At 40.5% G+C, this 24781-nt stretch carries 22 protein-coding genes and 2 pseudogenes; 7 read left to right on the top strand and 17 right to left on the bottom strand.

What is annotated here, in order from left to right:
- Window positions 1–154 precede the first annotated feature (154 nt).
- Both ACTNBR_RS10100 and ACTNBR_RS10095 read right to left on the bottom strand, forming a co-directional pair.
- Window positions 155–2632 carry a glycoside hydrolase family 2 protein gene (locus tag ACTNBR_RS10100; protein WP_441018657.1) on the bottom strand — a complete coding sequence of 826 codons (2478 nt, stop codon included), beginning with the start codon at window positions 2630–2632 and terminating at the stop codon, window positions 155–157.
- The gene (locus tag ACTNBR_RS10095; RefSeq protein WP_441018659.1) at window positions 2629–4005 is read right to left on the bottom strand and encodes an MFS transporter; all 1377 of its coding nucleotides are present in this window, start codon (window positions 4003–4005) and stop codon (window positions 2629–2631) included. The genes ACTNBR_RS10100 and ACTNBR_RS10095 overlap by 4 nt, the downstream gene beginning before the upstream one ends.
- A 181-nt stretch (window positions 4006–4186) precedes the next feature.
- Here ACTNBR_RS10095 and ACTNBR_RS10090 point away from each other — a divergent pair, with 181 nt between their 5' ends.
- Entirely contained in the window at window positions 4187–5239 is a 1053-nt protein-coding gene (locus ACTNBR_RS10090) for a helix-turn-helix domain-containing protein (protein WP_441018661.1), read from the top strand.
- Between the two features lie 6 nt (window positions 5240–5245).
- Here ACTNBR_RS10090 and ACTNBR_RS10085 read toward each other — a convergent pair whose 3' ends face one another.
- From ACTNBR_RS10085 to ACTNBR_RS10075, 3 genes are all read right to left on the bottom strand, one after another.
- A complete protein-coding gene (locus ACTNBR_RS10085) occupies window positions 5246–6256 on the bottom strand; it encodes an alpha/beta hydrolase (RefSeq protein WP_441018663.1) in 1011 nt (336 codons plus the stop codon).
- A 26-nt stretch (window positions 6257–6282) separates the two neighbouring features.
- Entirely contained in the window at window positions 6283–7524 is a 1242-nt protein-coding gene (locus ACTNBR_RS10080) for an AAA family ATPase (RefSeq protein ID WP_441018665.1), read from the bottom strand.
- A gap of 89 nt (window positions 7525–7613) precedes the next feature.
- Window positions 7614–10025: a glycoside hydrolase family 2 TIM barrel-domain containing protein gene (locus ACTNBR_RS10075; RefSeq protein ID WP_320813284.1), complete on the bottom strand. Its 2412-nt coding sequence runs from the start codon at window positions 10023–10025 to the stop codon at window positions 7614–7616.
- A gap of 178 nt (window positions 10026–10203) precedes the next feature.
- Between ACTNBR_RS10075 and ACTNBR_RS10070 the strand changes: the two genes are divergently transcribed.
- The 4 genes from ACTNBR_RS10070 to ACTNBR_RS10055 all read left to right on the top strand — a co-directional run bounded on the left by ACTNBR_RS10070 (window position 10204) and on the right by ACTNBR_RS10055 (window position 12312).
- Window positions 10204–11328, top strand: coding sequence for an AraC family transcriptional regulator (locus tag ACTNBR_RS10070; protein WP_320813285.1), 1125 nt, complete (start codon window positions 10204–10206; stop codon window positions 11326–11328).
- Window positions 11329–11507: 179 nt separating this feature from the next.
- Window positions 11508–11672, top strand: coding sequence for a hypothetical protein (locus ACTNBR_RS10065; protein WP_320813286.1), 165 nt, complete (start codon window positions 11508–11510; stop codon window positions 11670–11672).
- Window positions 11673–11846: 174 nt separating this feature from the next.
- Window positions 11847–12032 carry a hypothetical protein gene (locus tag ACTNBR_RS10060; RefSeq protein ID WP_320813287.1) on the top strand — a complete coding sequence of 62 codons (186 nt, stop codon included), beginning with the start codon at window positions 11847–11849 and terminating at the stop codon, window positions 12030–12032.
- A gap of 142 nt (window positions 12033–12174) precedes the next feature.
- Window positions 12175–12312, top strand: a complete 138-nt coding sequence (locus tag ACTNBR_RS10055; RefSeq protein ID WP_320813288.1) for a hypothetical protein — start codon at window positions 12175–12177, stop codon at window positions 12310–12312.
- 121 nt (window positions 12313–12433) lie between these two features.
- Here the strand turns inward: ACTNBR_RS10055 and ACTNBR_RS10050 are convergent, their stop codons facing one another.
- From ACTNBR_RS10050 to ACTNBR_RS10020, 7 genes and pseudogenes are all read right to left on the bottom strand, one after another.
- Complete coding sequence (locus ACTNBR_RS10050) at window positions 12434–13174, bottom strand: DeoR/GlpR family DNA-binding transcription regulator (RefSeq protein WP_427808863.1); 741 nt, start codon at window positions 13172–13174, stop codon at window positions 12434–12436.
- Window positions 13175–13210: 36 nt separating this feature from the next.
- Complete coding sequence (ptsP, locus tag ACTNBR_RS10045; protein WP_441018667.1) at window positions 13211–14857, bottom strand: phosphoenolpyruvate--protein phosphotransferase; 1647 nt, start codon at window positions 14855–14857, stop codon at window positions 13211–13213.
- 26 nt (window positions 14858–14883) lie between these two features.
- On the bottom strand, window positions 14884–15141 hold the full coding sequence (locus tag ACTNBR_RS10040) for an HPr family phosphocarrier protein (protein ID WP_427820896.1): 258 nt from the start codon (window positions 15139–15141) through the stop codon (window positions 14884–14886).
- Window positions 15128–16694, bottom strand: a pseudogene (locus ACTNBR_RS10035) (PTS fructose transporter subunit IIABC). The gene ACTNBR_RS10040 and the pseudogene ACTNBR_RS10035 overlap by 14 nt, the downstream one beginning before the upstream one ends.
- A gap of 11 nt (window positions 16695–16705) precedes the next feature.
- Window positions 16706–17617, bottom strand: coding sequence for a 1-phosphofructokinase (gene pfkB / locus ACTNBR_RS10030; protein WP_441018669.1), 912 nt, complete (start codon window positions 17615–17617; stop codon window positions 16706–16708).
- A gap of 45 nt (window positions 17618–17662) precedes the next feature.
- Window positions 17663–18232 carry an MFS transporter gene (locus tag ACTNBR_RS10025; protein ID WP_441018671.1) on the bottom strand — a complete coding sequence of 190 codons (570 nt, stop codon included), beginning with the start codon at window positions 18230–18232 and terminating at the stop codon, window positions 17663–17665.
- 36 nt (window positions 18233–18268) lie between these two features.
- Window positions 18269–19042, bottom strand: coding sequence for a glycoside hydrolase family 3 protein (locus ACTNBR_RS10020; protein ID WP_441042702.1), 774 nt, complete (start codon window positions 19040–19042; stop codon window positions 18269–18271).
- Between ACTNBR_RS10020 and ACTNBR_RS10015 the strand changes: the two genes are divergently transcribed.
- Window positions 19030–19332 (top strand): hypothetical protein, encoded by a 303-nt coding sequence (locus ACTNBR_RS10015; RefSeq protein ID WP_441026904.1) that lies wholly within the window; start codon window positions 19030–19032, stop codon window positions 19330–19332. The genes ACTNBR_RS10020 and ACTNBR_RS10015 overlap by 13 nt on opposite strands.
- A gap of 107 nt (window positions 19333–19439) precedes the next feature.
- A complete protein-coding gene (locus ACTNBR_RS10010; protein WP_441018888.1) occupies window positions 19440–21134 on the top strand; it encodes an AAA family ATPase in 1695 nt (564 codons plus the stop codon).
- A 95-nt stretch (window positions 21135–21229) separates the two neighbouring features.
- On the opposite strand, the pseudogene ACTNBR_RS10005 reads toward ACTNBR_RS10010, so the two are convergent.
- The 5 genes and pseudogenes from ACTNBR_RS10005 to ACTNBR_RS09985 all read right to left on the bottom strand — a co-directional run bounded on the left by ACTNBR_RS10005 (window position 21230) and on the right by ACTNBR_RS09985 (window position 24612).
- A pseudogene (locus ACTNBR_RS10005) lies at window positions 21230–22509 on the bottom strand (MATE family efflux transporter).
- A 52-nt stretch (window positions 22510–22561) separates the two neighbouring features.
- Window positions 22562–23011: a MarR family winged helix-turn-helix transcriptional regulator gene (locus ACTNBR_RS10000; protein ID WP_427820802.1), complete on the bottom strand. Its 450-nt coding sequence runs from the start codon at window positions 23009–23011 to the stop codon at window positions 22562–22564.
- A gap of 305 nt (window positions 23012–23316) precedes the next feature.
- Window positions 23317–23739: a flavodoxin gene (locus tag ACTNBR_RS09995; protein ID WP_427808753.1), complete on the bottom strand. Its 423-nt coding sequence runs from the start codon at window positions 23737–23739 to the stop codon at window positions 23317–23319.
- 31 nt (window positions 23740–23770) lie between these two features.
- A complete protein-coding gene (locus tag ACTNBR_RS09990; RefSeq protein WP_427808754.1) occupies window positions 23771–24322 on the bottom strand; it encodes a DUF3793 family protein in 552 nt (183 codons plus the stop codon).
- The gene (locus ACTNBR_RS09985) at window positions 24307–24612 is read right to left on the bottom strand and encodes a DUF2325 domain-containing protein (protein WP_427808755.1); all 306 of its coding nucleotides are present in this window, start codon (window positions 24610–24612) and stop codon (window positions 24307–24309) included. Before ACTNBR_RS09985 ends, ACTNBR_RS09990 begins: the two co-directional genes overlap by 16 nt.
- Between the last annotated feature and the right edge of the window lie 169 nt (window positions 24613–24781).

Below are 24781 nucleotides of genomic sequence, written 5' to 3'. Positions count from 1 at the left end.
TACTTTTGAACTTATTATTTTGTTAATACCATCATACAAAAAAATCCACCTTTATACTAGGTGGATTTCTTATAGATATGTGTCAATTTTAGAGATATTGCAGCTGTTATACGAAAATAACCAAAGGGCGCTGCTCGTGGCAAATGCTCCGTCCCTACGAAACCATAATGTTCACAGTCTGTTCCTTACATCCATCAGCCTCAAAGCATACTTTTATCGTTCCTTCTTCCATCCCTGCCCGGACAACAGCCATTACATGTCCATCAAAAGTTTCCCATGTTCTGTCATCATATTCAGAAAGAGACTTTGGATCTGCACTTCCAAAGGCCTCAATTCTGCCAGCCCCTTCAGCAGATACAGTTATTTTTTTTGACAGGAATAAATTCTCAGTTCCTTTCTTATCAATCAATTTCACGGTGATAAACGATAAATCTTCCCCATCAGCACACAAAACCTGTTTATCCGGTTCCACACAGAGTTCAACTTCATTTTCCGCCGTCGACAACATAAATCTACCGGTTTCTCTGCCATTTTCATAGCTGACAGCCAACAGTTCACCTGGCTCATACATCACTTTATACGTTGCTGTAAAATCGACTTTTTCACCCGCAGGCTTTCTTCCAAGCGAATGCCCATTTAAAAATAATTCCACTTCTTCAGCATCTGCATAAATATCTACAATCGCAGGTTTTCTTTCATATCCCGGCCATGTCCAACTGGAAATATTATCCTTATACATCCACGGCGTCTTATTACACTTCATCCCAAAACGATTAAGACGTTCCACAGCAATATACGGCTCCTTACGTAACCCATACACAATCTCTCTCAGATAGCTAATTGGCCTTCTGTATCCGATCAAATCAATGTCACCAATATAAGCTGTTCTCTCCGGATATATACTGGTAAAATTTGCACTTCCATCGTAATGGAAGATACCACATCCTGCTTCTCCCAAATAGTCATATCCAGCCCATGTAAAGTCTCCGAGTACATGCGGATATCGTTTTACAATTCCCCAAAGTCTTACAATATCTGCCGGATAAGTTTCTGTTCCCAGAACTGTTTTATTGGGATGAATATCGTGTTCGAGAACATGACGATCTGTCAAATAATTCAAACCAATAATATCACTGGAGGACGAGCATCCTTCCAATGCTTCTGTGAGAAGAGGATGTTTTGCAAAATATTCTCCTCTCTCTCCTTCCATCAGACTCATGAACCCATTAAATGCATTGCTGCCATCACTATTTCCCTGTCCATCCGAATCTGGCATTCCAAATTTCTGTATGACATCCCCCATGATTTCTCTCAAATGACGTCCCGCTGTCATAAGTCCATTGAGCCCCATCGTTGTATATCTTGTATGGTCAAGCTCATGCAGCTTGTTACTAATCTTTCTGTTAATGGCAGCACCGGATTCGGAGCCTGCTTCCGTAATTTCATTCCCTGTAGAATAGAGAATAACGGAAGGATGATTGTAATCTTTGGCAACCATCATTTCCACCATTTCTTCCCAACAGTTATCAAAATGTAAAGCAAAATCACAAGGATTCTTATGAACAGTCCACATATCACTTACTTCATCCATAACCAGAATTCCATAACGATCACATGCCCCCAGCATTGCTTTACTAATCGGATGATGCGAACTTCGAATACTGTTAAAACCGGCTTCTTTCAGTTGTCTGCATCGGCGCTCTTCTGCTTTTTCCAACGTAGAAGCTCCCAAAATTCCATTGTCGTGATGAATGCATGCCCCTCTCAATTTCACTTCTTTTCCATTCATACGAAATCCATGCAAAGAATCCAAAGTTATGGTCCGAATACCAAACGTTTCTATTGTTTCATCCAACACCTCATTCTCAGATTGAGATTGAATTTGAACCCGACACTGATACAGATTTGGTGCTTCACACTCCCACAATTCAGGATTCATGATACAAATGCTACTTCTGGCTTTTTCCATCATGTCTGGGTATAATATCACAATCTGTCGATCCTCCCCAACCTTTTCTCCATCCTTCTCAATCTCAATCTGTAAGACGATCTTCTCTCTCTCCCGTCCGATATTCTTAATTTTCGTTTCTATCTCTATAATTGCAGATTCTTTGTCTGCTGACAATGTCGTAATCCTTACCCCATCATTGGGGACATGAATCCTGTCCCCAACAATAAGTTTTACGTTCCTGTATATTCCGCTTCCCGTATACCATCGGCTATTCGGTACCTGACTATTGTTTGCAATAACCTTAATCTGATTTTCTTTTCCATAGTTTATCCATGGATTCATATGTACATAGAAATTCGAATATCCATACAAATTTATTTTAGCCAATGCTCCATTTATATATACCATCGCTGTCTGATAAATCCCTTCGAATTCCAGAAATACTGATTTTTCCTTCCATTCTTCCGGTACCATCATTGTTTTTTGGTAAATATACTCTCCGCCAGGATAAAAACCGGTCTGTGCCCCACTTTCCACTTCCGGCGTTCGCTTTTCATGAATCATTGCATCATGTGGAAGATGGACATTCTGCTCCGTCGCCGTCCCAATAAATGCAGCTGTACTTGCAGCGCTGCCACCTTTTACTACTTTCCAGTCATGATTAAAATTTTTACGGATCATACATTTTCTCCTTCCAAATGTTTCCTATCCCATTCTCTGTTTGCATCTTCAACTTTCAGCAGGTAAATAAGTACTGCCATGATAAGGCCAAAGATAACCGGTATTACTGCATACATAAAGAAAATCACATTTACTGCACTTGCAGACTGAACAGCTGCTTTTCCATCAAAACCGCCCCATGCAAGAAGCCATCCAACAACAGCACTTCCAATTCCACCGCCAAGCTTCACGCCAATAGAGGAACAGCTGAACATAACACCATCAATTCTCACTTTTTGTGTACGCCAAGTATAATCGCTTGTCTCTGCAACCAAGGCATTTAAAGTACCCGTAAGTGGCCCACCTGCCATATTTCTAAAAAATGCTGCCACCAACATCAGTGGAAGATTCTTATTCATTGCTGCTGCCACAAAGATCAGTCCCATTAATATTGTAATCACTCTGGCATAGAGATTCACCTTTCTCATGGTACCGAATTTCTTTACAAGTGTTGGTGTCAGCATCAAAATAATCATAACCGGAATCAGGCTGACCAAAGAAAATGTTCCCAACAATGCCGGATTGCCCATATAATATGTCATAAAATAGATACCGGCTCCCTGTGTAATACCACTGTAAATGTAGTTTACCAGATAAAGTCCAAGAATAATAGGATAATACGGATTTTTTAGTAAAAGCTTGATGGATTGTCCAAAACTGATTTTCGTACTATCTTGATCCATTTTCTTTGCTCTGCCATCGTCTTCATCCGGTACTTCTTTTACCATCAATACAGAAAATGTATTTACAACAAGTGCAATCACTGCAAAAATCAGTGCAACTGTACGCCAGCCTTTTGCTCCGCCGCCAAATTTTTCAACTAATCCCATTGCGCTGTATGAAATCACTAAAGTAGTAAATGTAGCAAAAATAAATCGGATTGACCCGAGCTGAACTCTTTCTTGTCCATTTTTCGTAATCTTGGCTGCCAAAGATGCATATGCAATACTGTTTGCAGTAAAGAATACCGCATTATACGCTGTATAGAACACAAAGAAATATACATACTGCATTGTCTGACTCATACTAGGAATACAGAATACCAAAAATAAACTCACAGATACACCGATTTGTCCATATAACATCCACGGACGAGCCTGCCCCAGTTTGCTTTTTGTCTTATCCATCAATCCGCCGAAGAATATATCTGATACACCATCCAATAATTTAGACACCATCATCAATGTACCGATAATGGCACTATTGAGCCCCACCGCGTTTGTAAGATAAAGCATTACAAAGCTTGAAATCAGTGCATATCCGCAGTTTGCGGCCATATCACCAGAACCATATGCTACCTTTTGATACCACTTTAAATATCTTTTTTCACTCATTGAAACCACCTTTACTCCTTTACTTTTTTCGTGATAATGTATATACTTTATCTTGATATGCTTCAATTTTAGCAATTTTGACCATAAACGACAATGTCACCAACATAATAGTACACCCAATACCTGTATCATATTCGTGTATTCAATCACCCATATCACATTTTGTTTAGAAGGAGGCACTATGCAAAACCTTTCACTTTCCTCAAATAAAGAAAGCAACACCCTCAAAGTACATAATGCACAAAGTACAATTAATTCTTTTTATGATATGACTGCACCGATACAGTTTACATTAAGCTATTGCAGTGGCCTTTGTGAGGGAGATTTTTTCAATATCATGACCATCTCCCCACACGACAAGTTTTTCTATAATACACCAATTGATGAAAAATTCCACAAATTCAATGCACGTGTTCCACATCAGCATAGCTTTTTTGAGCTATTAATCGTCCTTGAAGGCAGTATTACTCAAAAATTAGAGGGAAAAGATTATCTATATCCCGCAGGTGCCTGTTGTCTGATTAATCAGAACATTGTTCACATTGAAAAATTTACTGGTGAAGCTAAGATTCTGTTTATTGGTCTGTCCATAGATTTTGTCAAAGAGTTACTGGAATCTCACAAGGCAGCTTATTTTCCTAAAGAAGAAACTGCTTCTGAAAACTCAGTATTTCAGTTTATGTCCTCAAATTTACAAAAAGAGAAAGGTAAAAACTATTTAGATTTTTTTCCGGCCTTCCAGAATCAAAGTCATCTTTCAGACCTGCATAAATTATCTGATCATTTGCTTCATGCAATGCTGTTTCCAAAATTAGGCTCAACATTTGCCATAAAAGCGTTAATCTGTGAATTATTTCAATATCTCGACACAAAAGAATACTATCATATTAGTAATGTTCAACTCAACTCAGGCACTGATTTACTTCTTTTTTCTCGAATAAGCCATTTGATGGAAGATACCAATGGCCGAATGACACGTTCTGCTCTGGAACATACTCTTTGTTACAGCGGCAGCTATATTAATACTATCGTTCATAAATATACCGGTATGTGCCTTTATGATTATGGTATGACATTTACACTAAAGAAAGCGGAGCATCTTCTATCTGATACAACCGCTTCCATTTCTTCTATTGCTTTGCAACTTGGTTTTAACAACCGAACACATTTTTATAAAATTTTTAAAGAAAAATATGGCATTACTCCAGGAGAATATCGGGAAAAATTAAGATAAACTAATTTAACTTACAAAAATCTTATCCAGCCATGTAAGTGCCAGATCCGGCCACTGCATGGCGGATTCATCTGCATGCTGTTCCTCCATCTGCTGGATTCCCACAGTTGCTTTCCTCCATTCCACGGCAAACTCTTTCAGTGTTTCTGCTTTGGCAGAAGGAGCGAGCATCGTCGGCACCATCTCCGGCCGCTCAAAGTACAACGTCTTTAATGTCTGCCATTGCTGCATCATCGTATAAATACTGTCCTCCCCGATATTGTTCGTTGCCCACTCTTCATTTGCAAGGCTCATTCCATGTCTTCCTTCCATAAATAAATGTAATTCACACGGAACTCCCGCATTGTGGCATGCTTTTGTATACATGATACTATTCTCCACCGGCACCGTCGCATCCGTAAATGTCTGCCACAGAAAAGCCGGAGGCGTGTCGGCTGTCACCTGTTTTTCCAGACTTGCCCATGCCAGTTCCTCCTCAGATGCATCTTTTCCAAGAAGCAGATCAAAACTGCCGCGATGCGCTTTTTCTCCACTTGTGATCACAGGATAACAGAGAATCACTGCATCGGGACGATTAGAAATCTCAGCGTACAGCTCCTTCGCAAGCTCCTGATCCTGATAATGAACCGCAAGACTTCCTGTAAGATGAGCACCTGCCGAGAATCCACAGCAGACAACTTGATCACACTTTATACGCAAACATTCTGCAAAGTTCCGGATATAACGCACAGCTCTGGAAATGTCCCGAAGCGGCTGTTTTTTAAGTGGTGCAAGCTGAAACAAATTGATCGTATAAGTAAGAACAAATGCCTGATACCCTGCCTCATAAAATCGTTTCGCTACAATTTCACCTTCTGTCGGACTGACAAAAGCATATCCGCCGCCCGGCACCACGATCATTGCCGGACGAACCTCTTCATCTTCATGAAGATAAGCCGTGATATTGGGAAGAAATTCTCCCGCACATGGATAAGAATAATCCTCTTTGTTCCATAAATTAATGGTCTGCTTTTTCATTTCTGTGCTCCTTTTTTATTACGCATTCAGTACCTGAGTTCTTCTATTTTACATTTATGTTCCTTTGTTTTTTTATCATAACTGATTCCAACCAACAGAAGATTCCCCTGATATTCTTCCAAAGCTTTCGTTACTTCTCCCCAATCAGAATTACGCACCGCATTTGCAAATTCATTCAAGATTTCGTTATTGGGTATAAACGCTTCTTGATACTGCGAATCATATCCCAAATATCCAAGATGTATCAAAAGCGTCAGTACATCATCCCGAGAAGCAAATGAAGTCATGTCATTATTAAAACTGCCTATATCGATACTGACAGAATCCCCCTGCATCATACGGATAATCTGATTTTTCAGGCCATCATAATTTAAATCAATATATATTTTCAATGCTTCATACGTTTCCGTCTGATTCCAATAATTATTAAACGCACCTGATAGAATACTAAATACCACAGATTGTGGATTATATACAGCCCCAACATTTCTTAGCCTGTAACCATTGTACCACTGCTTCATTTCTTCAAAATCCGCATGATATGTTTCACAGAGATTTTGAACCTCCGCTTCTGTAAATCCCACAAATTCTGCCAATTCTCCGGCATCTGTCATAGCGAATTCTCTGAACATATTCAAAGCAGAATGGGTTCCGTATTTTTTAATAGGCAAAATTCCCGTCATATATACAAGATGGATATATCCTTTATCTTTCAGAAAATCCCGAAGGAAATCCAGATATTGCTTTTGTCCGGCCAAATCATCCTTACATTCCCTCAATACACAGTCCCATTCATCTATCAGAATAATAAAACTCCGTCCCGTTTCTGCATAGATATCCTGCATAGTCTGAATCAAATCTTCAAGATCAAAATAATCCACATCCGGATATTCCCGTTTCAGTTCACGTGTTACCAGCTGCATCAGCAGTTTCAGCATTTCCAAAACATGATGAGTTCGACTCAAGAAATCCTGCATATTCAGTGCGATAACATCATACCGGTTCAGATAATCATGAAAATCAGGACTGTTTTTAATTTTCAATCCATCAAACAGCGCTTCCGAATCACATCCTCTGCTATAATATGCAGCCAGCATGTTTGCCGCCATTGACTTTCCAAACCGGCGTGGTCTGCTGACACAGATACATTTTTGTGAGGTATGCAAAACTTTATTCGTATATTTGATCAGTTCAGATTTATCCACATATATTTCAGAATTTCTTGCTTCACTGAATTTATCGTTAGAAGGGTTTAAATAAATGCCCATTCAGCCACCTCCCGAAAATATTTCACCTATATTTAGTATAGAGATTTCCAGAAGAAAATACAAGTAACGAAAGCCAGAACCGGCATTTTTTAACGTACAACCACTTTTGTTTCTGCTTTTCTCCCCTTTTCATCCTCAATGACAATGGTCATTACCCCAGCCTGATTACCGCGTACAACCGCCTGTGCGTGCCCATAATAGGACTGGCACCGGTTGGTCGGATAATCTTCTTCCGGATTCGGCTTTGCGCTTCCAAAGCCGAGCAATTCTCCGTTTATGACGGAAATGGTGAGCTTTGCATCGGAATTTGATTCTATGACACCGTTTTCTCCAATCATTTTCACATCAATATATCCGATTTTTCCTGCCATGATTTCCTTTTCTTCCGGTTCTGCCACAAGGGAGATCGTCCCTTCTGCCGATTGCAATTTCTGTCTTCCCATTTCATTTCCGGAAGCATCATAGGTGATTGTTTCCAGGATGCCGGGTTCATATTTAACTTTGAATAATGCTTTTGATTTCTTCAGTTTTTTTCTGGCCAGTTTCTTTCCGTTAAGCCTTAATTCAGCAGCGTCTGCATTTGCGTAGACTTCAACGATTGTCTTATTACCCTCACAACCGTTCCATGCCCAACTGTCAAATGCATCCGTTCCTCTCCATGCAGACTTTGTCACGCGAACACCCGGATGATTCAGCGGGCGCACTCCAATGTACGGCTCGTCCAGTTGTTCCCAGATACATGCAGCGTACCTTGCCTGCGCACCTGCCCTTCCCAGAATATCAATCACACCTGCTCCGCTAAGAAGCCATTTATATGGTACATTTTGCATAGAGGCGCCCTCATAATTCCAGCTTCCAATAGCTGCTTCACCGAGGTAATCCCACCCCGTCCACATGAAATCACCGATCAGATAAGGAAGTTTTTTTACCATTGCCCAATTATCCGCAATGTCCTGGGGAAATGTCTCCGTTCCGACAACAATACGTTCGGGATGTGCTTTCGCCTCCAACGGATATCTTCCTGAAGCATAATTATATCCGGCAATATCCAAAGTATCCAGAATAGGACTCGTCACTTGATCTGCTTTTTTCGAATTTGCCATGCGATTGAGCCCTTTTCCCATTACCGACATCATCGTATTGAAAAGAAGGCTTCCGGATACATTCTCTTTTGCTGCAGATTTTTTCTCTTTTTTATTATCCTGTTCTGCATGATTTTTGGCCATGCCTCCCTCATCATAAATCCCTTTTCCCTTACTGCTCATGAGAAGAATCATTAGATTGATTCCTGCTGTAACTGCACGGTTTTTATCTCTCTGATGAATGAATTCAATCATCTCTTTTGCATACTTCATCCCCTCCGGTTTCACCGGTTCCGAAACTTCATTCCCAATCGAATACATAATGACGCTCGGATGATTGAAGTCCTGATCGATCATGGACTGAATATCTGTCAAATGCCACTCTTTAAAATCCGAAGCATAATCGAACTTATTTTTGCATTGATACCACATATCAAAGGTCTCATCCATGACATACATTCCATATTTATCACATGCCTCCAGCAGATAGCGTGAAGCCGGATTATGGGAGATCCGCAGTGCATTAAATCCATTTTCTTTCAGGATTCGCACTTTGCGTTCTTCCGCCTTTGCATAACTGCAGGCACCCAGAATCCCATTATCATGATGCACACAGCCTCCTCTGAGAAGCGTTTCCTGCCCGTTTATAAACAGCCCTTTCGGTGACCATTCCACTTTCCGGATTCCAAATTGTTCCACCACCTCATCCAGAGTCTTTCCATTTTCTTTCAACGAAACCTTCACTTGATACAAGTATGGGGTTTTATCACTCCAGAGTTTCGCATCATGGATTGGGATTTCCACATCATTTCCCACAGTCTGTGCGATGACACGGCCTTCCTCAAGAATCTCAACCGTAACTTCCTGTTCCTTTTCCCTCGGTTCGATCTGACTATATTCCAGTTCTGTTTCAACCCGAATGACTGCCGGATGATAAGAAAGTGTGGATACCTTCACCCCTTCCCATGCAATATGAGCTCTGTTGCCCACGATCAGACTTACCGGACGATAAATCCCGCCGCCGGTATACCAGCGTGAATTCGGCAGCCGGGAATTATCTGCCACCACCCGGATTTTATTCTTCTCCCCATATACAAGCATCTCATCCAGACATACCGTAAACGGCACATACCCGTATGGACGAAATCCTGCTTTTTTCCCATTCACAAACACAGTTGTGTTCCGGTATACTCCGCCAAACTCGATCCGCACCGTCTGGTCTTTCCATTCTACGGGTGCAAATATTTCCTTCTCATAGATATAGATTCCTCCCAGATAGAATCCATTCGCATCCTTTCCCGGACTTGTCTCACTTCTTCCGGTATGCAGCATCGCATCATGCGGAAGCGTTACCTTTTCCTTCCTGTCACTTCCTTCGGTATAGAATATCCAGTCCTCATTAAAATCCTGTCTTCTCATTGTTTTCCTCCCAATCTGTATTATTTTCACATGTATCCCATATCACATAATCCTTGCATTTATCTGTCGGATTACTTATTATAGTAATATAATAATTTTCTTTTATCCGACTATCAATGCCATCGATACACCTGCACAGTTTTATTTGTATTATTTTCACAGATTGAGGGGTGCTCCTATGAATGAGAGAAATCAGACACCAAACTTTGATAAGATCTATTCCGAAAACAGAATCCGCTTAATACAGCTTGCAGAGAAGAACATCCCCTCTTTTTCGCTCACTGCTGCCACTGATATTCCGGGAAGCGCCGCTCTCCCCAACGCCTTCATCGAAATCCGGGACTGTGATTCCTGCCGCTATCAGACCATTGCATCCAATTTGGTCCTTTATCTCATCGATTACACCGACACGGCAATGCGTCATTTTTTAATTTCCCCGGAAAATGCATCCGGAATCAGCTTTCCGACTTCTGTTTTACAAATGGATCAGATTAAACTCAGTCAGCTTCACAGGCATAATTATCTGGAATTGGTCTATGTTATTTCGGGAGAACTTGATTTCGTCATTGAGGGAGTACACAAACGCTATCGCGCCGGTGACTGTTGCTTCATCAACCAGAAAGTCCGCCATGTAGAAAGCTATCAACGTGCCTTCTGCGCTCTTTATCTCAGTTTTCGCCCCGGATTCTTCTACGATTTTCCCTCTTCCTCCCAGCGTGAAATTCCGGATCTTCTGAATTTCATAAAGCGGAACACTTTACAGAACGACCAGGTGGATTATCTTGACTTTATCGCCTCTGCTTCTGACGTTTTTTACAGGAACACGTTCCGCATTCTGCAATGTTTTGAGCAGATCATAATGGAACTGGTAGAAAAAGAACCCGGCTGCATGGATATCGTATACGGTTACCTGAAACGTTTCTTCGCCATACTGCAGACTCCCGGCTGTTATACCTGCCTGAATACCCGTTTCTATCCGGAAGGGGAAAATACGTTATTTGAGAAAACACTGGATTATGTTCATTCCCACAAATACAGGCTCACACGGTCACAGATTGCCGAAGCACTCCACTATAACGGCAACTACATAAGCGATGTTTTTCTGAAACACACCGGCATTACCCTCGCTGACTATATCCGGGACGTCTGCCTTCAGGAAGCGGCATCACTATTGCTGAACTCCGAGCTGTCCGTCTCTGAGATCATCCACAGACTGGGATTTGAAAACAGAACTTCATTTTATCAGATGTTTAAGAAAAAATACGGAGTATCCCCGGGCGAATACCGCTCTTCCAGAGGCTAAGCGATGTCAAACATAGACATTTTTCAAATAAACAATTCAATTCTCCATTCTATGGAAATCTGAATCATAACTCTCAATCATTCCATGATTTGTCCTTTGATAGTTTAATAAGGCTTTACACTATTTTCAAACTTTCCTATAATGTAAAGTATATTCTTACATGGAAGGAGTACGAAGGGATGAACGAATACATGCCAACTGACATTCAGTTTAAAGATGAGTTGAGAAAAGAAGAAATCAGAATCGAAAATGAACTTGAATTACTTGAAAACAAAGAATATGAAAAGTTAAAAAAGAAACTGGAACGTGATTTAAAAAGAGTCCGCGAAAGTTTGCAAGATTAAACCGAAGCAGACACTAGTAGATTAAGGTGTAAAGTCTTATTAAATTATCAAGACTTTACACCTTATTTTTAATTTAATCTTCCATTTGTCCTTTGATAGTTTAATAAGGCTTTACACTATTTTCAAACTTTCCTATAATGTAAGTATATTCTTACATGGAAGGAGCACAAAAGGATGAACGAATACATGTCAAGTGACAAAGAGATGATAAATAATCTGATTGATTTATATTCTATTCTTCAACAAATCAAGCAAAGCAACGGTAATCACGAAAATAAAACACTTGATTACCAGATTAAAGTCACAACCGCCAAGTTATCATCTATGGGGGTTAATGTCGAAGATATTACTTTAAACTAATTACCGGAATAACCTATTACTAAGCTTCAAGGTGTAAAGTCTTATTAAACTATCAAGACTTTACACCTTTTTTCTACCTTGATAATTGAATAAAGACTTTACACTATGATATAATATCACCAACGAAAGGCGGTGATTGAAAGTGAGCGATGAATGTATGACCGGCAAAGAAGTTGTAAATCTCATTAGAAAGCTGCGCGAAAAAGGCTTAAGCAGCGATGAAATACTTGAAATTATCGAATATATCGAAACTCATGACCCCAGGGAAGACGGCCATTAAACATAGTAACTGATAAATAACATCTAAGGTGTAAAGTCTTTATTGAATGTTCAAGACTTTACACCTTATTTTTTATCCGGATGACCAAAGGGCGCTGCTCGTGGCAAAAGCTCCGTCCCTATTAACACAAAACTATTTCCGGCATATCTGTAAATTCTTCTGGAATTTGATCACTTAAAATGTTTCTTCCTTTTAATTCCGAAAAAGTAACAGAACTTATCACATTATACTTTGTATAATCTCCCAGGACATATACTCTTTTGCATTGATTCATTGCTGTTTTCTTCACAAGTGCTTCATTAATATCAGGTGTTGTAAACCCATGCACTTTGCTTATTCCATTTGTACCAAAAAATCCTTTTGTAAAATGATAATTTTTAAGTGCCATCACAGCTTCACTTCCAATAATCGCTTCTGTAGAGCTTTTTAATTCTCCACCGATCATGAAAACACGTACTCCTTCTGCCGCAAGTCTCTGTGCATGTGCAACTGCATTTGTCACAAATGTTGCACTTCTTTCCTCAAGATATTCAATCATATATCCTGTTGTAGTTCCTGCGTCCAAATACACAAAATCTTTTGGTTCAATCAAGGACGCTGCATATTTCGCTATTCTCTTTTTCTCTTCTATCTGAACTTCTGTCTTTTGTGCTACTGTAGGCTCTGATGACAAAACTGAATCTTCCAGTGCGATGGCACCTCCAAAAACTTTCACAAGTCTACCGGCTTTATCAAGAGCTGTAATGTCTCTTCTTGCTGTCGATTCTGAAATATTCAATAATTCTGTTAATTCATTTACAGTTATGCTGCGTTTTTTCTCTAAAACTTCTAATATCAACGCATAACGCTGTTCTGATAGCATATGATCCTCCGATTCTTTTCCGGCTTCATGAAAAGTCTACTTTCGGTATTCTTTGTACTCCTTCACATTTGTCTCTCGCACAATTTTACGGATAGGTAAAATGTTTCCAGGAGATACTGACAGTTCATCAACTCCCATAACCAGAAATTCCTTTGTAAGTTCGCGATCTGCACCAAGTTCTCCGCAAATTCCTGCCCAAATACCGGCTTTATGTGCATTATTCACTACCATTGAGATCATCCGCAGTACTGCCGGATGATGGGGATCATAGAATTCATCAAGTGCTGTATTCTGCCTGTCTATCGCCAGTGTATACTGTGTCAGGTCATTCGTTCCAATACTAAAGAAATCCACTTCCTTTGCCAGTTGATCACTAATCATAGCCGCTGCAGGAGTTTCAATCATAATTCCCTGCTCTGGCTCTCTATACTCAACACCTTGTTCTTCCAATTCAGCCTTCACCTGTGAAACAATATCCTTGATTCTTTGTATTTCTTTTACACTGGTTATCATAGGATACATGACTGCAATCTTACCAAACACACTAGCTCTGAAAAGTGCACGAAGCTGTATTTTAAATATTTCCGGACGTTTCAAACAAATTCGTATTGCTCGACATCCCATGGCTGGATTCTCTTCTTTTTCCATCTTAAAATAATCACATTGTTTATCTGCACCGATATCCAATGTCCGGATAATAACACGTTTTCCAGCCATAGTTTCTGCTACAGCCTTATATATTTGAAACTGCTCCTCTTCTGTCGGGTAATCCTCTCTCTCAAGATAAATAAACTCACTTCGAAATAGCCCAATTCCACCTGCATCATTCTGTAAAACTGTTGCCAGATCTTTTGTATTACCAATGTTAGCATATAACAGAATTTTTTGACCGTCAAGTGTGATATTCTCCTTACCCTTTAAGGTTTCAAGTAATTTCTTTTTCTCTAATTCGATCTTCTGAAACTCTTTCATTTTACCTAAAGTCACTTCATCCGGATCTACATAGATAATGCCGTTTGTGCCATCTACAATCCCAAGTTTTCCATTTACCGTATCATCTACCGGAAGCTTTGTTCCGACTAATGCCGGAATCCCCATCGTTCTGGCAAGTATTGCAGAATGTGAATTCAGCGAACCGTGCACGGTTACAAAAGACAACACTTTATCCTTATCAAGCTGTACTGTTTCGGACGGTGCCAGATCATCCGCAACGATAATTGAAGGTTCTTGAGATTCTACACCTTGAGATTCTTCACCTTGCAAAACAGTTAATAATCGTTCAGATATGTCTTTTACATCCGCCGCACGCTCTTTCATATAATCATCATCCATCAAAGAAAACATCCGGGCAAAATTATCTGCGGTCTGTGCTACTGCATATTCCGCATTGACTTTCTGCATTTGAATCATATTTTCTATGGATTCTGCATAATCATCATCTTCCAGCATCATCTGATGAATTTCAAAAATTGCCGCATTTGCCTCGCCGACTTCTCTCAATGCCTTGTCATATAATTCCTGAAGCTGCTGAATTGCAGTTGCTGTCGCTTCATGATAACGTTCTACTTCTTTTTCGACATTCTCTATTTTTAACCGCTTTACCTGTTGCTCTGCTTTACTATAAACACTAATTTTTCCTATGGCAATTCCGCCGAATACACTTTTTCCTTTATATATCTGCATCGTCCATATCTCCTCAATGCTATGGTTTACAGGTTCTCTTTCATAAATTTGCTAATTGATTCGTATGCAGCCTCTTCATCTGCGCCTTCAAACGTAATAGTTACTTCATTGTCTTTCTTAACCCCAAGTCCCATAATTCCAAATATTTTCTTACAATCACCGGTTTTTCCTTCTTTTGTAAGCTTAATACTACATTCAAACGCCTTTGCCGCCTTAACTAATTCTCCTGCCGGACGAGCATGGATTCCTTCTGCATCTGTGATCACATATTTAAATTCTTTCATATCTTTTCTCTTCTTTTCCCTGTGGGTATTCTTCAATATTCTTTTTTAATACACCAAGCAGTACGGTAGTACGGCTGTACCGACCACCAAAGCCAGAACATACATTAACGCGTTTCCAACTACCGGGAACACAAATATTCCACCATGAGGTGCCATAAGCGTACAGCCAAATGCCATAGAAAGTGCTCCTGCAACTGCAGATCCTATAATGCAGGAAGGCAATACATGAATCGGATCTGATGCTGCATATGGAATCGCTCCTTCAGTAATAAATGCAAGTCCCATAATAATATTTGTAGGTCCTGCTTCTCTTTCTTCTTTTGTAAACTTCTTTTTAAATAAAAGCGTAGCTATTGCTATAGCGCAAGGAGGAATCATACCACCTATCATAACCGCTGCCATAATATCATAGTTTCCGGCTGCAATTGCTGCTGTTCCAAATACATATGCAGCTTTATTGAACGGTCCCCCCATATCGATTGCCATCATTCCTCCCAGGATCATACCTAATATCACTTTACTGGTGCCACCCATACTTGTCAACCCATTGTTAAGTGCCATATTAATACCACCCATAACCGGTTCCACTACAAATAATGTAATCACACCTACAAGTAAAATACCTACTAACGGATAAATCAAAACCGGAGCTATTTTTTCCAAAGCCTCCGGTAATTTATCGCATATTTTCCGAAGTAAGATTATCGTATATCCAGCTACGAATCCTATCACAAGCGCACCAAGGAATCCGGATTTCCCGTTTGCAGCCATCAGTCCCCCGACAAATCCAAGTGCAAGTGCCGGTCTGTCTCCGATTGCCATAGCGATATATCCCGCCAATATCGGAAGCATAAATCCAAAAGCAATACCACCCAGATTCTTAAACCATGCAGCAAGCGGCGTAATCGTACCAAAATTAGCTCTTTCAACAATATCTAAGGTATTCATATCAACACAAATTCCATCGATTAAAAAAGCAATTGCAATTAGAATTCCTCCTCCCACAACAAACGGAAGCATATGAGAAACTCCATTCATCAATTGTGTATAAATCTGATGTCCAACACCACCACTGGTTTTCTTCGCTTTTGCCACCGATCTGGTTCCTGAAGCCGCATGGTAAATTGGTGCATTTCCTGCAATTGCTCTGTCAATCAGTTCTTCTGCTTTACTAATACCATCTGACACCTGACATTCAATTACTTTTTTCCCATCAAAACGCTCCATTGGAACCTGCGCATCCGCTGCGACAATATCAGGGTAACCGGCTCTCCATCCAAAGAATCAAAATCAACGCCGTCTCTCACCACCATAGCAGCAAGTCCCGGTTTTGTAACTGCATTACATTTTCCATGTGGGATAGCAATTCCCTCGCCAATCCCTGTTGTACTTTCTTCTTCTCTTAAGTAAACCTGCTTACGATAAGCCTCTGTATCAGCAATCTTGCCACTCTGAACCATCAGTTCCACAATCTGATCTAATGCCTCACTCTTATTTTTCGGTGCTGCATCCAGAGAAATACTTCTCTTATCCAATAATTCTGTAATTCTCATCTTCATTCCTCCTAACGATCACATACTTGTTGATAAACACGTTGGATTTCTTCTTTAGTTGCCAGTAAATCCGAAAAAGCACTTGCACTTCCAGCTGAAACGCCCATATGAAATGCATATTCATAATTCTGTTTCTCCATCCATCCCGCAACAAATCCTGCCACCATTGAGTCGCCTGCACCAACAGCATTTTTTAATACTCCTTTAGGTGCGGACGTAGCATAAATCTTTCCATCTTCTGCAACCAAAACCGCTCCTTCGCCAGCCATAGATACTAATACATTGGCAGCTCCCATTTCCTGAAGTCTTTTAGCATAAGGGATAACTTCCTCTCTTGTCTTTAATTCCACCTGAAATATCTCCCCCAATTCATGGTTATTCGGTTTCACCAAAAACGGATGGTATTCCAATACATTTAACAACAGCTCCCGAGTCGCATCCACGACACATGTAACCCCTCTTCCCTGAAGCTTATCCATGATTCTCCGGTAAATATCATCAGGCATCGTACTCGGAATACTTCCTGCTAAAATCAAGATGTCATCCTTCCCCAGAATATCCAGTTTCTTCATTAGTTGTTCAACCGCTTCTTCATTAATATCAGGACCAGATCCATTAATCTCCGTTCCATCAATCGATTTTAGCTTCAGATTAATTCTTGATATTCCATGATCAAGTTCAATAAAATCCGATTTTACTCCTGACAATTTCATACATCTGATAATCTCTTTACCAGTAAACCCGGCAACAAATCCCAATGCGGTATTCTCAATTCCGAGATTTCCAAGTACAGTTGATACATTGATTCCTTTTCCTCCCGGAAGAAGTAACTCAGAATTCGTACGATTGGTCAAACCCAATCTAAAATTGTCAACAGAAACAATGTAATCCAGCGATGGATTAAACGTAACCGTATAAATCATCTTTTTACCTCCTGTCTTTTTTATGATTGTATTATATCTTCATTTTCAGTCATAGTCAATCATACTAATCCGCAAACATTCAATTTCCGTTTTAGATATATTGCACAAATTTGATTCATTTTGATTATTTATGATTGTTTTGTCTTTTCTCCGTTTTCGCAGAAACAGAGGTGGGGACAGAAGCAGAGGTGGGGACAGCATCGCTACGATAATTCCGGTAATCATAACCCAAATAACCTGTACCGTCACAGAAGCATTCGGTACCGCAAACAGGAGTATTCCGGTAATCGGCAAGAGCACTGCCGACAAAAGCATCCATGGACGTGCTTTTCCTTCTTTTGTCTTTGTACGATCGATCAGCTGTCCCATTGCGATGTTTGTAACTGCATCAATTACTTTGGACAGAATCGGAAATACCATCAAGAATGCACCGCCCCAGACGCCTGTAAGCTTCAGTACATCCGCATAATAGACATTTAGATAAGATGCAAGTACTGCATTCAGCAAGAGTGCTCCTGCCGGTCCCACCAAATACCCCAACCATTTCTCACCTTTTGTCACATCTGCCGATTTGATCCGGCTGGCCGGAAGCCAATTCTTTTTTGTATCCCTCATTTTTATCTTCTCCTTATTTTATATAGCTTGCTATCATTATTTTCCCAGCATTGCTGCAATCCCCTTAAGATAGTGTCCATTAGCCATCTGAAGTAATCCCTTCGCAAGTGAATCATTCATTGTACCTCCACTGTTAATGATCGCTGCACGAAGCGGACAGTCCACCGCACAGATCAGTGTCATGCGATAAGACGGATTTGACATATCTTTTTTTCCGCCATAACTTTTTGCAATAATATTTTCCGTTACTTTATACTGAATCTTCATATCACTGTAGGCAAATGTGGTATAAGAAAGTCCATATCCAAATGGATAGCGTACCTCTTTATCTGCCTTGTCATAATAGCGGTATCCCACATAGATACCTTCCCGGTATTCTACATTTTTCTTTTCAAACGTCTCCCTTGAAGCCACATCCTGATAGGACAGCGGCCAGGTCTCTGTCAATTTTCCGGACGGAACTGCTTTTCCCGTCAGCAGATTATATGCCGCCTCTCCTCCTGCCTGACCGGGGAGTCCCATGTACAGAATTGCTTTCACTTTTTCTTCCCACGGAATCTCCATGGCACTCCCGCCAAGAAGAAGGACGACCGTATTGTCATTTACGGAAGAAACCGCTTCGATCATTCGGTTATGCCCCTTAGGAAGCATCATATTCTCCCGGTCAAGAGCCTCCGATTCATAAGCATCCGGAAGTCCTGCAACGACCACAGCTATTTCATGCTTTGCAGCCGCTTCCTTTGCCGCTTTCAACGATTCCTCTGTCACATTTCCATCCGCGTCGCAACATGCCACGTATGGGATTTGCATTTTCCGCCAGTCATTGGATGCTAGAATTTCATCCCGATTATCGGAAATACTATGAAAATATCCATACCTGCTGCATGATGCTGAAAGACTACATGAGCAGTGACGACGGCCAGGAACTCCGGCTTCTCCTTCAGGATGCCTTCGACGGATACTGTGATTTCGAATCCAGCAGCTATGGTGAACTGGAAATTGCCGCTTCCTTCCAGGGAAGTGTCTATGCACTGCTGCAGCCGGAAGAGATAAAACAGTTTTTGTGTCATACGGGGACAGGTTCCGTGACTCATAAATGAGTCACGGAACCTGTCCCCTTGGTCAATCCATTTAGGGGTTGTTGTTTAGATGAATCACAGATATAATGAAAGTGTATCTATAATATGAACCCAAAAGGAGGGGAAATATGGCAAGAACAGTCTCCATAGGTTATCAGGAATTTGACGAATTAATATCACAGAACTTTTTCTATATTGATAAAACACATTTCATCAAGGAATGGTGGAATAGTGGTGATAAAGTGACTTTGATTACCCGTCCCAGGCGATTTGGGAAAACCCTCACGATGAGTATGACAGAGCAATTTTTCTCCGTAGATTATGCTGAAAAATCAGCATTATTTGCTAATTTAGCCATTTGGAAGGACAAAGATTTTCAAGCTCTTCAGGGAAGTTACCCGGTTATATATCTTACATTTGCAAATGTAAAAGAGTCCACTTTTCGCGCAACAAAGCGCAGATTAGGTCAGATTATAACAGATTTGTATAATAAAAACAGATTTCTTCTGGAAAGTGATTATCTGTCAGACGACGAAAAAACAGCTTATAAAAATATAAATATGAACATGGATGATGTCATAGCAACTATGGCAATTCATAAATTATCAGAATATCTTTATCGATATTATCATAAAAAAGTGATTATTCTTCTTGACGAATACGATACTCCAATGCAAGAGGCTTATGTTAACGATTATTGGAATGACTTAACTGATTATATGAGAAGCATGTTTAATGCCACCTTTAAAACCAATCCCTATCTGGAACGTGCAGTCATGACAGGCATAACCAGAATCAGCCGTGAATCGATTTTTTCAGATTTAAACAATCTGAAAGTAATTACTGCCACTTCAGATGAATATGCCGACTGCTTTGGTTTCACAGAAGAAGAGGTCTTTTCTGCATTAAAAGAGTATGGATTAACTGATAAAATGCCAGAAGTCAAACAATGGTATGATGGATTCACTTTTGGAAATGTATCCGACATTTACAATCCCTGGTCTATCATTAATTACCTGGATACCCTGAAATTGCGTCCTTTCTGGGCAAACACAAGTTCCAATGCTCTGATTGAAAAACTGATTCGTGAGGGAAGCAAAACTATAAAACAGAAATTTGAACAGTTATTGCATGGGGAAACGATAAGAGAGAGCATCGATGAACAGATTGTGTATAATCAGCTTTCTATGAAAGAAAGTGCTATATGGAGCCTCTTATTGGCAAGCGGCTACTTAAAGGTTACAGATACCGAATTCAGGGAATCTACCGGACAAATGTATTACGATCTGGCCTTAACCAACAAAGAATCCTATATCATGTTTACCAACATGGTACATGGATGGTTTGCCGAATCGGACAGCGGTTACAATGATTTTGTAAAAGCAATGCTGTTAGATGATATCGAAGCCATGAACCATTACATGAATCAGGTTGCGCTCATTACTTTCAGCGCCTTTGATACTGGAAAACATCCTGCAAGGAAATCCGAACCCGAACGTTTCTATCACGGCTTTGTGTTAGGACTGATGGTGGATTTAGCTGATCAATACACAATTACTTCTAATCGTGAAAGTGGATTTGGAAGATATGATGTCCTTCTGGAACCCAAAACGGATGAATCCGATGCGATTATCATTGAATTCAAAGTAAGAAATCCGCAAAGGGAAAAATCGTTGCAGGATACTGCGCAAAATGCTTTGCTGCAGATTGAAGAAAAACAATACGCAGAGGCTCTGATCGCCAAAGGGATCCCGGCAGAGCGGATCCGCAAATATGGCTTTGCATTTGAAGGGAAAACCGTCCTGATTGAAAAGCTATCATGATTCTCACAATCACATAATACAGGCAGCCCCCTCTCCGTTATTCGGTAAGAAATAATCGAATATACGAAGAGGGTTTTATATGTTCATTTATCTCCTTATTTACTATTCTCATTCTTATGCATCCCAAAATAGAATATTACATTTAGAACAATTCCAAACATAGTAGCAGCCGGTGCGGCAAAACCGATTTTTGTTAAGCTTGCGTTGGGCTGAATACTCATATAATATGCCAACGGAAGACGTACAAGCAGTGTCTGCACTAACCCCTGTATCATCACCCAAAGCGTTTTGTCATGCCCATTGAAATAGCCTACCATGCTGAATAGAATCGCAGTGACTATCGTTTCCAAAGCAAATCCTTTTAAATAGTCAAACCCATTTTGAACGACCGCCGCGTCCGTGGTAAAGATTCCGGTCAAAAGGTCTCCCCTAAACAGTATGAATATAAATACGAAACAACCAATTGTCAAACCGATGCCAATGCCTGTAAACATTGCTTTTTTGGCACGTTTTTCATTCCCTGCACCCACATTCTGCGAAACAAAAGATGCCATCGACTGCATCAGCGAACTTGGTATCAGCAATGCAAAATTTACAATCTTACATGCTACACCATATCCTGAAGACGCCTCTAAGCCCAGTCTGTTGACAAATGCACAAAGAGCAAGAAATGACATCTGCGTGAGACACTCCTGAAGTGCAAGCGGAAATCCGATCTTAAGTGCCCGCCTGCATGATTGTTTATGTTGAAATCTTCTTTCGAAATCTTAAATGGCAGTTCCTTTTTAACAAGCAGGAACAATGCAAAAACAACACTGATCGCCTGCGCGGTTACCGTTGCAATCGCTGCACCTGCAGCATCCAGATGAAATCCTGCCACCAACACCAGGTCACCTATAACATTGACCACACATGCTATTGCCACAAAAATCAAAGGCGATCTGCTGTCTCCAAGTCCTCTGAAAATTGCGGCCAGAACATTATAAGCAACAATAAAAAATATACCCGCCCCACAGATACGCACATACACAGAAGTTAATCCAATTGCCTCCTCAGGCGCCTGCATAAGCAATGAAATCGGACGCGAGAAGCATACCATTAGAACAAAAAGCACTGCTGACATAATAGCAAATACGATTGTTGCTCCTCCGATCAAAGAGCCGATCTGCTCCTCTTTCTTTTCGCCTATGAACCTTGCGATTAGAACAGTAATTCCCATCGCAAGCTGTACAATAATAAACGTAACAAGATTCAGCACCTGACTTCCTGTAGATACTGCCGAAAGCCCTGATGTAGTACCGAATCTCCCCACCACCATCAAGTCTACCGCCCCGTAAGCCGCTTGTAAAATAAGTGCTCCCAGTATCGGTATCATAAAAGTGATTAATTTTTTAATAATACTCCCCTGCGTAAAATCCGAATTGGAATTATTCAAGATGAATCCTCCTTTCACACATAACCTGATACAATTTCTTTATAGTAGAAATCATACAATCAGCCTCTTCTTCTGAAATATGGTCTAAATACTTCGACAGTTCACTATAATACTTTCTATCGTATTTATCAGACAGTTTTTCTCCTTCTTCTGTAATAGAAATATAAGTGATACGTCCATCTTCTTCCGATGAAGATTTAGCAAGATAACCTTTTGCCACCATTTCCTTAACCGTTCTGGTAACTCCCGGTCTCGGAAGGTTCAGTTCCTCGCTGACATCCGAAATTTTCACTTTTCTATTTTGAGCTTCCAGTTTATGAATCGTATCCAAAAACTGGATATAAGAAGGTGCTACCCCATCCGGTAATTCAGGAAGCATATCCCGGATTCTTTTTGCCATATAACAGGCATCCATCATTCTTTTTATTTTTTCAGTTTCCATAAACCCTCTCTTTATTGCCGCTATTAGTTACCATTGGTAATTATATGGTGTAGTTCTTTTATTGTCAAGTCAAATTCTGTACTTATTCTATTCTTCTCTTTTTTGCACTAAATCCGGTTGTACCATTCTTTTCCTATCCACCGGTACTATTCAATATGTTTGCCATTTCCATTCAGTCATTTTCGCTATTCATCAACACTATACAGGCAACCCAATAAAAAGAAAAACACCGAAGCATGATAGCCATTTTCATACCTCGGCGTTTGTCTAGCCTATACATCCATACATTACTTCCGATTGGCGATTTAGCAAAGCGCTCCCCCTAATGCTCTGCAGGCCTCCAAAGCTTCCTCATTCGGTGCTTCATTGCAAATCACACTCTCGCATGCAAGCACTGCTCCGGCGCTGCCGCAGGCATCTTCCCAACTTCGCATCCATTCACCGTCGCCCCATCCGTAAGAACCGAATAAAGCAACTTTTTTCCCGCCAAGTGCTCCTTCGCAGGCATCCCACATCGGCTGGAATTCTGTTTCCTCCAACACCTCCGCTCCCATAGCCGGGCACCCGAATGCAATCGCATCATATTGCTTTACCATAGAAGCACCAAACTCCGACGCTGCAAATAATGCGGCTTCTGCTGCTTTTTCCTTAATTCCCTCCATTACGGCGTATGCCATCTGTTCGGTATTGCCGGTTCCACTCCAAAAAACAACTGCAATTTTACTCATATTGTATACCAACCTTTCTTAGTTTCTATCATCAAACAGCTACTGTGAGCCGTTCAATACTTTTGCCGTTTGCCCATTGAGAGCAATATACGTCTGTACATTTTTTATAGCGTGCAAATTGTTTTTTTGCACTTTTTTCATCTCCATATACTTTCCAGCATCCTACAAATTTATAACCTTCGGCATGATTTTCGATAAATCCACGCACATCCTCGGGCGGATATCCCAGAAACAGTCCGATTTCATGCGGGAAATCCCCCGACTCCTGCAAACGTCTGCTTAACCGTACCACACATTTGTCACAGTCCCCGGTGGAATATCCACATGCTCTCAGAATTTCCCCTGCCTCTTCTACAGCCAGATCATTTTCCAATTTGTCAGGACGATAAAGGTAGATTAGTACCCGCTGTTCACATACCTGAATCGGGATCACCCGTATTCCCTTCGGTGCAAGTCGTTTGTTCAATGATCGCACTGCCAGAATCAACTCTTTTTTATCCGAACACGGACAGTTGAACAAGTTGCCGGTCTTTAACCCTGCCAATGTGGGCGAACAATGACGGACAATCATTTCATCAGACATACTGCTTCCTCCTGTTTGATATTATCATCTAAAATATTTTTGAGCGCCGACATAGAACTGGTATGTGACCGCACCACCTTTACATCAAGTCCTTTTGTTTCATTCAACGCATTTCGCACCATTTTGTGTGATACTGTGCTGGTAAATAATACCATCAGATCGGGACATCCGATTCCTTTCAAACTGCTTTTCTGTTTTGGAAATACTTTCGCATCACACTGATATTCCTGGCATAGATCCTTGTACTGACGAACCATGCATTCATTTCCTCCGATAATCACTACGCTCATTTTATGTATCTCCTTTCTTTTGTTAGCTTTGCCTAACATCGGGTTTTAAAGAAAACGCCATGTAGGCGTTTCTTTGTCTTAATTTGTATAGCCGTTCAGTACGGATATAAACATTTAAGTTAGCTTTTACTAACTATTTATATATTATCTGTTTCTGCTCCCATTGTCA

Origin of the sequence: Bariatricus sp. HCP28S3_F11 (genome assembly GCF_052065395.1) — a bacterium.
Lineage (GTDB): Bacteria > Bacillota > Clostridia > Lachnospirales > Lachnospiraceae > Allocoprococcus.
The sequence above is the reverse complement of the archived record's forward strand: the minus strand, read 5'-3'. Positions and strand labels throughout refer to the sequence as shown.

Excerpts from the sequence above, each read along its gene's own strand:
- ACTNBR_RS10100 (WP_441018657.1), bottom strand. The coding sequence starts at position 2,632 with ATGATCCGTAAAAATTTTAATCATGACTGGAAAGTAGTAAAAGGTGGC.
- ACTNBR_RS10095 (WP_441018659.1), bottom strand. The coding sequence starts at position 4,005 with ATGAGTGAAAAAAGATATTTAAAGTGGTATCAAAAGGTAGCATATGGT.
- ACTNBR_RS10090 (WP_441018661.1), top strand. The coding sequence starts at position 4,187 with ATGCAAAACCTTTCACTTTCCTCAAATAAAGAAAGCAACACCCTCAAA.
- ACTNBR_RS10085 (WP_441018663.1), bottom strand. The coding sequence starts at position 6,256 with ATGAAAAAGCAGACCATTAATTTATGGAACAAAGAGGATTATTCTTAT.
- ACTNBR_RS10080 (WP_441018665.1), bottom strand. The coding sequence starts at position 7,524 with ATGGGCATTTATTTAAACCCTTCTAACGATAAATTCAGTGAAGCAAGA.
- ACTNBR_RS10075 (WP_320813284.1), bottom strand. The coding sequence starts at position 10,025 with ATGAGAAGACAGGATTTTAATGAGGACTGGATATTCTATACCGAAGGA.
- ACTNBR_RS10070 (WP_320813285.1), top strand. The coding sequence starts at position 10,204 with ATGAATGAGAGAAATCAGACACCAAACTTTGATAAGATCTATTCCGAA.
- ACTNBR_RS10065 (WP_320813286.1), top strand. The coding sequence starts at position 11,508 with ATGAACGAATACATGCCAACTGACATTCAGTTTAAAGATGAGTTGAGA.
- ACTNBR_RS10060 (WP_320813287.1), top strand. The coding sequence starts at position 11,847 with ATGAACGAATACATGTCAAGTGACAAAGAGATGATAAATAATCTGATT.
- ACTNBR_RS10050 (WP_427808863.1), bottom strand. The coding sequence starts at position 13,174 with ATGCTATCAGAACAGCGTTATGCGTTGATATTAGAAGTTTTAGAGAAA.
- ptsP (WP_441018667.1), bottom strand. The coding sequence starts at position 14,857 with ATGCAGATATATAAAGGAAAAAGTGTATTCGGCGGAATTGCCATAGGA.
- ACTNBR_RS10040 (WP_427820896.1), bottom strand. The coding sequence starts at position 15,141 with ATGAAAGAATTTAAATATGTGATCACAGATGCAGAAGGAATCCATGCT.
- pfkB (WP_441018669.1), bottom strand. The coding sequence starts at position 17,617 with ATGATTTATACGGTTACGTTTAATCCATCGCTGGATTACATTGTTTCT.
- ACTNBR_RS10025 (WP_441018671.1), bottom strand. The coding sequence starts at position 18,232 with ATGAGGGATACAAAAAAGAATTGGCTTCCGGCCAGCCGGATCAAATCG.
- ACTNBR_RS10015 (WP_441026904.1), top strand. The coding sequence starts at position 19,030 with ATGGGATTTGCATTTTCCGCCAGTCATTGGATGCTAGAATTTCATCCC.
- ACTNBR_RS10020 (WP_441042702.1), bottom strand. The coding sequence starts at position 19,042 with ATGCAAATCCCATACGTGGCATGTTGCGACGCGGATGGAAATGTGACA.
- ACTNBR_RS10010 (WP_441018888.1), top strand. The coding sequence starts at position 19,440 with ATGGCAAGAACAGTCTCCATAGGTTATCAGGAATTTGACGAATTAATA.
- ACTNBR_RS10000 (WP_427820802.1), bottom strand. The coding sequence starts at position 23,011 with ATGGAAACTGAAAAAATAAAAAGAATGATGGATGCCTGTTATATGGCA.
- ACTNBR_RS09995 (WP_427808753.1), bottom strand. The coding sequence starts at position 23,739 with ATGAGTAAAATTGCAGTTGTTTTTTGGAGTGGAACCGGCAATACCGAA.
- ACTNBR_RS09990 (WP_427808754.1), bottom strand. The coding sequence starts at position 24,322 with ATGTCTGATGAAATGATTGTCCGTCATTGTTCGCCCACATTGGCAGGG.
- ACTNBR_RS09985 (WP_427808755.1), bottom strand. The coding sequence starts at position 24,612 with ATGAGCGTAGTGATTATCGGAGGAAATGAATGCATGGTTCGTCAGTAC.